At 38.5% G+C, this 7,481-nt stretch carries 6 protein-coding genes; 3 read left to right on the top strand and 3 right to left on the bottom strand.

Features of this window, described 5'->3' with window-relative positions:
• Positions 1-90 precede the first annotated feature (90 nt).
• Positions 91-1,785, top strand: coding sequence for a P-loop NTPase fold protein (locus H6G41_RS16965; protein ID WP_374939434.1), 1,695 nt, complete (start codon positions 91-93; stop codon positions 1,783-1,785).
• 103 nt (positions 1,786-1,888) lie between these two features.
• Here H6G41_RS16965 and H6G41_RS16960 read toward each other — a convergent pair whose 3' ends face one another.
• Positions 1,889-2,269 carry a hypothetical protein gene (locus H6G41_RS16960; protein WP_190747360.1) on the bottom strand — a complete coding sequence of 127 codons (381 nt, stop codon included), beginning with the start codon at positions 2,267-2,269 and terminating at the stop codon, positions 1,889-1,891.
• Positions 2,270-2,374: 105 nt separating this feature from the next.
• Between H6G41_RS16960 and holA the strand changes: the two genes are divergently transcribed.
• Both holA and H6G41_RS16950 read left to right on the top strand, forming a co-directional pair.
• Positions 2,375-3,364 carry a DNA polymerase III subunit delta gene (holA, locus tag H6G41_RS16955; protein ID WP_190747359.1) on the top strand — a complete coding sequence of 330 codons (990 nt, stop codon included), beginning with the start codon at positions 2,375-2,377 and terminating at the stop codon, positions 3,362-3,364.
• A gap of 127 nt (positions 3,365-3,491) precedes the next feature.
• The gene (locus H6G41_RS16950; RefSeq protein WP_190747358.1) at positions 3,492-3,971 is read left to right on the top strand and encodes a DUF4168 domain-containing protein; all 480 of its coding nucleotides are present in this window, start codon (positions 3,492-3,494) and stop codon (positions 3,969-3,971) included.
• Between the two features lie 44 nt (positions 3,972-4,015).
• Here H6G41_RS16950 and H6G41_RS16945 read toward each other — a convergent pair whose 3' ends face one another.
• On the bottom strand, positions 4,016-4,633 hold the full coding sequence (locus H6G41_RS16945; RefSeq protein WP_190747357.1) for a LuxR C-terminal-related transcriptional regulator: 618 nt from the start codon (positions 4,631-4,633) through the stop codon (positions 4,016-4,018).
• 421 nt (positions 4,634-5,054) lie between these two features.
• Positions 5,055-7,418: an adenylate/guanylate cyclase domain-containing protein gene (locus H6G41_RS16940; RefSeq protein WP_199316199.1), complete on the bottom strand. Its 2,364-nt coding sequence runs from the start codon at positions 7,416-7,418 to the stop codon at positions 5,055-5,057.
• Positions 7,419-7,481: the final 63 nt, after the last annotated feature.

Here is a 7,481-nt window from a genome sequence, read left to right as displayed (position 1 = left end):
ATGTCAATACATATAAGGCTTTTGGCAAAATAAAGATGCTTTTTTTGTGTTTATATGAGTGCTATAACTAATAATTTGGCATAATAGCTACTGAAGAACCAGGATTTTAAAGATAAAATTAAGCAAGAAATTCAAAGTAGGCAACAAGAGAAAGAATCTTTGGATAATAAATTTGATGATTTTAAAGCTAATAATATAATTACATTAAAAAGCCTTAAATACTGGGTTTCTAAAAATAAAAATCTACTAATAGTATTTATTGTTCTTTCTATTTTAACTTTTGCTATTCCATTTATCTTAGAAAAATTAAAAGCTGGGATTATACCTCAGATTGCTGCAACTTTAGTAACACTTACACCAGGAATAATCGCAGCACAAGAGTTAGTTAAAAAATGGAGAGGATATATTGAGATAATTTCTAAAAAATTTGACGAGTATCAAAAAAAGGTAGAGAAGCTCGCAGAAACAGAACGGCTCAAATCAGCTAAAGTTCGCGAGGAAGAAATTAAAAAAAGGCTGGATACGCCAGAATTCAAAGCAAGTGAAGAAAAGATAAAATATTTACAAGTAGATGTCGAGCAACAGCGCCAAATAGTCATTCAAATATCCCAAGTTTCTCTGCCAGATTTTATCGGTAATCAATTAGAAAATGGTCTGTATGGCAAACGGCTAGGTTTAATGCAGCAAGTTAAAAATGACCTAGCAACTATTACAGAAAAACTACTACCGCCTCAGCAAAAAAGTGAGAAATTCAAAGAACATATTGAACGCTTACAAGCGATATTCCCTAGAGGTCCAGCACGAGTTGTACTTTACATAGATGATTTGGATAGATGTCCACCTAACCGAGTTGTAGAGGTACTAGAAGCAGTTCAACTTTTAGTCAAAACACCATTATTTGTGGTTGTTTTGGCAATAGATGAACGCTACATTGCACGGGCTTTAGAAAAAGTATATGTAGGTGTGTTACATCGCAAAGGTAAACCTTCAGGTATCGATTACATTGAAAAAATTATCCAAATTCCGTATCGAGTCCGACCAATTGCTCGTTCGTCTTTGAAAAATTACTTAGAAGCTCAAATGCAATATGATAAGGAAGAAATTGAAGATATAAATAATCATCAAGTTACTCCAAATATCAATGAAAGTCAAGCAGAAGTAAATGAAGGTACAAGACAGCTAGAAACCAGAGGAACTATTAATAATAATGCTGATGACGGCAAAGCAGAAAGTGAAGATAAAAATGAATTAATGGAGGATTTACCATTACAAGTAATTAAGTTTACGAAAGAAGAATTTGATACAGTACATGAATGTTGCCAACATATTGACCTTTCGCCGAGAACTCTTAAGCGATTAATTAATGTCTATAAGCTTTTCAAAATTGTTTGGTTTCGCTCTAGTAGACTCCAGGATATTCAAGAAGATGAAACTATCCGCAAGGTAATTGTTTCATTTCTAGCTCTTTCGGGTAGATACCCGTATTTGATGCGGAGTGTATTTGAAGATTTAGAAATGTATTTTGAGGAGTCAAGAGACTTGGATCGCAATCTTATTGAGTTCTTTCCTCAGAAACCATCTGTAAATAGTGATGGTTATCTCTATCGAGAGTGGAAAAGGTTATGCCATGATGTAAAAATGCTGGGGCTGAATGATATAACATTGCAGCAACTAGGTGAAGATACTTTTAGTATGGTGCGAGCATTCTGCTTTGTTGGTGATATTGGTTATGACCCCGATGATTTTATTCTCCATCAACCATTATCTAGTACTGACTTAGATTGATCGAGAATTTTTTGTTTGCATTGCTGATGTGCGCGGATGGATGTAATTACTTATACTAAAGCTCAAGTATACAATAAGAGTTTGAAAATACTTACACCAGATTTCAGGTAAATGAGGTACGCGCTTCAGGGCATGGCAGTGCCAGTGCCCCTACAATCAACGATATAATCTGTACTTCACCAACTAGTAATCTGCTGTATTTTTGCTGTCTGAGTGATAATGCGATCGCATCGACTTTGATGACGATCAAAACGACTTTGACGACAATCAAAACGACTTTGACGACAATCAAAACGACTTTGATTGCGATCAAAACGACTTTGATAACGATCAAAACGACTTTGATGACGATCAAAACGACTTTGACGACAATCAAAACGACTTTGATTGCGATCAAAACGACTTTGATTGCGATCAAAACGACTTTGATGACGATCAGATCGACTTTGATTGCGATTTGTAACAACTGACAATGCGATCGCATTGCATCGGTTTGTTATATTAATGCATTGACAGGCGATCGCATTATTACCCCCTAAACCCCAATTAGCGTGATAGGGTGAAGAAACAGGAGAACTGAGATTTTTCTATGCCAATTTACGTTTACTGGGGTGAAGATGATTTTGCCATAGAAAAGGCGGTGACGGCATTAAGCGATCGCATTCTCGATCCCCTATGGACTAGTTTTAATTACACTTGTTTTCTCCCAGATCAAGCTGATGCGGTAGTTCAAGCATTAAACCAAGTCATGACACCCAGCTTTGGCGCTGGTGGGAGGTTAGTCTGGTTAGTCAATACTACTCTGTGTCAGCATTGTCCAGATCATCTGTTAGCAGAACTAACGCGCACTTTACCTGTGATTCCCGATAACTCATTTTTATTGCTCACTTGTCGCAACAAACCCGATGAACGCTTAAAAGCGACTAAGACATTAAAGCAATTCGCTTCAGAGTTTCGCGAATTTCCCCTGATTCCCCCTTGGAAAACAGAGTTGCTGGTGCAAGCTGTGAATCAAGTTGCCCAAAGTTTGGGTGTAAAATTGACAACAATGGCTGCGGAACTAATTGCCGAGTCTGTCGGCAACGATACACGCCTTCTATATAATGAAATGGAGAAATTGCGCCTGTATACTGCGGGAAGTAATCAGCCTGTAGATGTAGCGATTATTACTAAATTAATCAGAAATACTACACAAAATAGTTTACAGTTAGCCGCAGCCATTAGAACTGGGGATACAGGTAAAGCTTTAACGACATTAAGCGATTTGATGAATGCTTCAGAACCGGCTTTACGGATAGTTGCAACTTTAATAGGTCAATTTCGCACCTGGTTATGGGTAAAAATTATGATGGAAAGTGGTGAACGCAATCAAGATGCGATCGCCAAAGCTGCGGAAATTGGAAACCCCAAACGCATTTACTTCTTACAGCAAGAAGTCAAATCCCTCTCTGTAGAGCAACTAATCAGCACTTTACCTCTGTTGCTAGAATTAGAAGTTAGCCTGAAGCAAGGATATTCAGATATAGCGACAATACAGACAAAAGTAATAGAACTTTGTCAAGTCGCTAGAGGAAATTGAGACAAAATATTAAAATTTCCGAGATTATATAAAAATTCCATAGATTGCAAAGTTTGTGGAACTTCTTACTCCTAAAATAATTCAGAGCGAATATCATATCCCTACTGAGTTCTGTGTCACACGTTATATGAAAAAACCTGCTAATTTATTTTTCCGACGTAGCTTAAAACAGATGTTTTCCCAAACTTTGTCTTATACTGCGATCGCTACTACTGGTTTAATTGCTAGTATTCTCATATTTAGCAGCGAAGCTAATGCTCAAAATTCATCACCAGTTAATAGTAATGAAATCACCAGCTATGCTCAAGCCGTATTAGCAATGGAGCCTGCTCGTCAACAAGCCTTTGACGAAATTAAAAAACTTATGGGTGGTAGAGAAATACCTAAAATAGTTTGTAACGATCCAAAAAGCATAGGTGCTTTGCCAAAAAAAGCTCAAGGTATCGCCGTAAATTACTGTAAACATTCTCAAAAAATAGTAGAAGATAATAATCTGACGATTGAGCGTTTTAATCTGATTACTGTAGAAACTCAAAAAGATGAAAACTTAAAACGTCAGATTTCTAATGAATTAATTCGTCTCCAAAATGCTTCAAAAGCTCGTTAACTGTTACAGCGATCAACGCCGAGAAATAGCTATGTAATCTTTAATTAATAAATATCCTGGGTTGCTAGACACGCTTGACGCTTAGCATGAATATTTTTCATATGCTTCTTTACTGTGTTGAGCGTGATGTACAACTTAGCCGCTATATCTTTATAGCTATAGTTTCTTCTATACAAAGACCAAATTTCTGCCTCTCTCGGCGTCAAATCGTATTTTTTAACTTCCGCGATCGCGACATTTTTGAGAGACTCACAGCGATTTTCAATTGTTACTAAAAAACCAGGAGTATGAGCAATACTAAAAGTTAACAATCTCACCCGAATCCGAAATACTTTTGACTGGTTAACTCTAATTTCGTCCGATAAAATAATTGGTTGTTCGGCGCTAATGTAGTTTGTAATTAAAGATTGACAAAGTTGCTCAATCACCGGGTGAATAAATTTTTTATTATGTTTTTCTGGATTTAATTGATTACATATGTTTAAGCCCACTGCATTTGCATGAAATAATTCACCTGACGTATTTAAAATTAACAGTCCATCGCCTAAATTTTCAATGATTGCTTGGAAAAAATTAACTTGTAGGGATTCAAAATAATTAATTTTATCTAGCTGAGTTGTTTTAGAGGTTGCCGAGAGGGAAGTTTTTGTGATGGTAGACATAGGACGAACGAATCTACAAAATATTAATCATTTATTTAATAGATTGAACTGAAGTCAATTATGCACTTATAATTTTTATTTGCTAAAAATTATAAAAATGTGGCTGGCTATTCTCAGTTTCTAGAGTCTTGTTGCCAACATAATTTATATACAACTCAGCAAATATCTATTTCGGATATTTAAGCTTATCTCACCCCTCAAGAGGCTACCATGTATACACCGTAGTCTTAGAGGGTGCTGCACTCAAGTTGTGTTGACAGTTGACAGTTGACAGTTGACAGTTGACAGCCCTGATGAATAGTTATGCAATTTAGACGCGATTAGCTTATCTGTTCAAGTCAGCCCCTCATGGGAAAAACACACAACCAAGTATGAAAATCTGTCTTTCCCATGCCCAATGCCCAATGCCCCATGCCCATTTTCAATTTAGACAACCAAGATCATAAAGCCGATCGAGCATTGCCCGCACTGATGGCGGTAAGGCTGTAAAGTGAATATAAAAGCTATTCTCCGGTGCAGGTTTTTCTAACACCTTGGCATAAAAATCTTCCCCTACCCCTGATGACAAATCCTTATTCAGCAAAATTAACTTCAGATTTGTCAGAGGTGGCGGTAATTCTCCCCCATCGCTGTTGTATTTAATCAAAGCTTCTCGATGGGAAAGTTGAATAATTTCTCCTGCATACAAGCGATCTCCTACATGTTTGCTTTCTAAGGTGACGTACTGGAGTAAAATCGGCTCAGGCAATTCGTGGAATTCTTCTGTTGATTTGGTGAGATATAAATTATGCTCTCCCGCAATAGCGCTAATTTCATACAGATTAATCGGATCTTTGACTCCTTTCATCTGCACCTGTTGCTTACCATCTACTTTGACAATATCCCCTACTTCCCCTAACACATCCTCAGAAATAATAATTTGTCCACCGACGCTACAAGCTTCAATGCGGTAGGCGAGGTTAATATGATTCCCCACCACACCATATTTTGTGCGTTTGACTGAGCCAATATTACCGACGACAACCTCACCTGTATGAATTCCAATCCCCATTTCTAGGGGAGGGAAACCCCATACTTGCATTTGCTGGTTGACGGGAATCATGGCTTGTTGCATGGCAATTGCACAAGCGATCGCTCTTTCTGTATCATTCTCTCTCATGGTAGGCGCACCAAAGAATGTGAGAATCCCATCACCCATGAATTCATCAATTGTTCCTTCATAGTGGGTAATCACATCTGCCATATATTCCAGGTAAAAATTGAGAATTTTAATCACTTCCTCTGGTGATAATCGTTCGGCTGTCGCCGTAAAACCACGCAAATCAGAAATAAGAATAGTAATTTTTTTGCGCGTACCCCCTAACTCTAGTCCTTGGGGAGTTTCTAGTAAATTGCTGACAATCTCATCACTGAGGTAGCGCCCAAAGATTTGCCGAATTAGTGCATTGCGGTTTTTCAGTTCTTGATTTGTCTTCGCTAATGCTTGAGTGCGATCGCGTACTTTTTGTTCTAAAGTGTCAAACAATTCCTTTAACTGTTGCGCCATGCTGCTGAAGGATTCAGCCAGTTCACCAATTTCATAATATCCCTCAATTGCTAACTGTTGCTCCCAATTTCCATCAGCCAAATCCCTAGCCGCATAATTCAAACGCTGAATTGGCTTCACAATCCACAGAGATGTTTGCAAACCCACCACCGTTGCAATAATCAGCGACAGCAGACACAACACCACCGTGAGTCTGGTGTTTTCCTGAATGCGTCCCATAAAATCCGCTTCGGGAATCACCACCGCAATTAAACAATCCAATCCCCGACTATCCTTTAATGGTGTCACCTGGAGAAATTGACGTTCTCCCTGAATCTCAAAATCGAGTAATTGGCTATTGTGAATTTGCGAAAAATTAGCAAATTTCTGTTCTAAATGTTTCGCACTCTTTTGGATGAGATAATTTTGACTTTCAGAAGCTTTAATTCTTTGTGTGGGCGGATTCTTACTCTGGCGATTACTTGCATCTGGGGTAGATGTCGCCACCAGCAACCCCGATCGCTCCATAATAAAAGTCTGACCAGATTTACCAATCTTTAAACTTTGCAGAAATTTGTTCACTTCGTAAAATATGAATTCGCTACCCAGTACCCCCTTAAGTTTTCCCTGCTTGTCATAAACAGGTTGAGCCGCTGTAATTGCTAATCCTCCCGTACTAAAATCGCGATAGATTGTACTCCATGTTGGTTTACCCGCCGCCACAGCTTCCTGATACCAAGGACGTTGACGCGCATCAAAATTTGGCAGAGATTGGATCAATTTTGTGCGATCGCCTTGGTTATTGGTAGCAAAATACTGGTTATGTCCTGTAGTGCGATCGCGTTGCATTACCTGCAACTCACCATTTGCTAGCCTTCTAGCACCTAAATATTCCCCAGAAGCACTACCATAAAAATTATAGGTAATCACGGAAAAAGTCCGGATTTGCTGCCAAAAATACTTCTGTTTATACTGAGGAGTTTGTCTATCTAACTCCCCCAAATCAATCGCATTAGCATTGAGGCGATTAATCAAATGAGGCGTTTCTATATAAACCAGCAATTGATCCTTAACTCTTGCAGTCACCTCATCCCGCAGCTTTGTGGCGACTTCATTCACAGCCTTTTGCCCATTGCGAAAGGAGAAATATCCGGTAAGTCCTACAGCCGTAATCACCTGGAGTAGTGTAGAGACAACAAAAATTACTCGTAGGGGCATTTTTTTATACATAACTTCATAGCTGGATGCGTAATGCCGCATCAGCAGATATCCTCCAGGTGAATGTTCCTCTCTACTCAGGATTCCCAGATTGGATAGTGAAGG

This window comes from Tolypothrix sp. FACHB-123 (genome assembly GCF_014697075.1).
Classification (GTDB): Bacteria; Cyanobacteriota; Cyanobacteriia; order Cyanobacteriales; family Nostocaceae; genus Aulosira.
This window is presented reverse-complemented; position numbering and strand designations above follow the sequence as displayed.